Source organism: Aliivibrio sp. 1S128 (genome assembly GCF_001691065.1).
In the GTDB taxonomy this organism is placed as follows: Bacteria; Pseudomonadota; Gammaproteobacteria; order Enterobacterales; family Vibrionaceae; genus Aliivibrio.
Genome location: NZ_MAJV01000145.1, coordinates 1 through 1,841 on the forward strand (window position 1 = coordinate 1; position 1,841 = coordinate 1,841).

Below are 1,841 nucleotides of genomic sequence, written 5' to 3' on the forward strand. Positions count from 1 at the left end.
AATTCACTATGCCACTACACAAAGCTTGATAACTATAGCGGTAAAGGTTTAATTACAATCAAATTAAATACTGGTGAAAATTTATCATTTAATCTATCTAGTATACTCATCCAAGCAGAAGTAGAACAGAATGAAATTACATTTATTCTTGATTCTTTAGTAGATGTTACAAAATCAGATAACACTGACATTTTAAATATCCTTTCTACAAGTGAAGGCACTATATCTATTAATATCGATGGTTCATTTAAAGTTGATGGTATAAAGCATGAATTCAAATACATTAACAACCAATTAGAAAAAGATGCTTATAAATCAGCTTTTGAGATTTTAAAGTTTAAGAATGAAGAACTTTATATGCCAGAAGGCGATGTGTCAAAACCAATATTTGAAATCACAGATTCATTTAATACAACGGCTTTAGACTATAAAGAAATCCAAATCGAAACGATTGAAACTTATTATGCAGAGCTAAGTTACCATGTTTCAGGAGCCAACTTTGTAACAGTAGATAAGAACGGCTTAATCAAGATTAAACCAACTCTTAATGATATAGGTTTGCACAAAGTAACCGTTTACGTTTGGAATACCGCAGAAAAAGATAAGAATCACAGCCAAGAGATTACTTTTAATGTGGGGGAAAAACCTAATACAGCGCCTGTAATTGAACAAATCAGCGGATTTTCAATGAAAGCTAATACCGTTCAAACGATTCAAACTATAGCAATAGATTATGATAAGGATAATCTAACCTACTCTATTGAATCTTTGCTCAATTTCAGTACGATTAATCCAGAAACTGGTTTAATCACCCTTGAACCAACAATAGATCACCTTAACAAAGGTACAGATCAAATTACAGTTACAGTTACAGATGGTGATTTAACTGATACAGCTTTATTCAATGTTAACGTTAAAGATCCTAGCATCCCACAACCTGAAGATAATCATAAACCAATTTTAGAATCCATCGAAAATATTGAGCTAAATAGTGGTGTAATACATACGATTCAAATAATTGCAACTGATGAAAACAAAGACAATTTATTTTATACAGTTAGTGGCGTTGAGTGGGTATCTGTAGATGCTTTAGGCTTAATCAGCATTACTCCCCCAATAGATATTTCTACTGGTAACTATATAATAAATTACAGCGTTTCAGATAATAAAAGTGAACCTGTAAGTAATTCATTCTCTGTAATTATTAATAAAGGCAGTCATATTCCTACACTTTCAGAATTTCTTACATTAATCGGGGAAACCTCTGAATCTATTGGCGTACTTTTCGATCCAAGAACAGGTATTTCTTGGGATATTTCGGAAGATGGAAAACCACTACTATTAATTACAAGCCCGTATGGTGATTACTTCATGTTTAATCCTTTCGATGAAGTTGTAACTTTTGGTATTTACAATAAAGAGATCAACAACCTTACAGAGTTAAGCTTTCCGAACGAAGTAAAAACAATTCGTATGGGGGGCGGTTCTTATGAACAGCTGTACTTGGATAATGTACCTATAGTACTTATTAATACAGAAAAACATCTCGATTTATTAGTTGAGACTACTCTAACTAAAGAAGTGTTAGAATTCATGCTTTTAGGCCGTCACAATACCTCTTATTTTATTATAGAGGCTCATAATATACATGGGTATAGTGAAACAATTGAATTTCAAGCAAGAACATCACTTACAGCTGAGCACATGCGCTCTCGGTTACATCAAATCCTATCAAAATTTATTAGATAACTAAAACATGCTTAAAAGAGCTGATTAAATATCAGCTCTTTTTATTGTATATCGCATTATAAACACATATTTAGTTCGTGTAACGCCTGCAT

Annotated in this window: 1 protein-coding gene; it reads left to right on the plus strand. The window is 32.2% G+C overall.

Translation table 11 applies throughout. The annotated features are described in order from the left end of the window. Positions 1–1,749, plus strand: a 1,749-nt coding sequence (locus A6E03_RS20310) for a cadherin repeat domain-containing protein (protein ID WP_065601458.1), incomplete at its 5' end; no start/stop codon positions are given. Positions 1,750–1,841 lie beyond the last annotated feature (92 nt).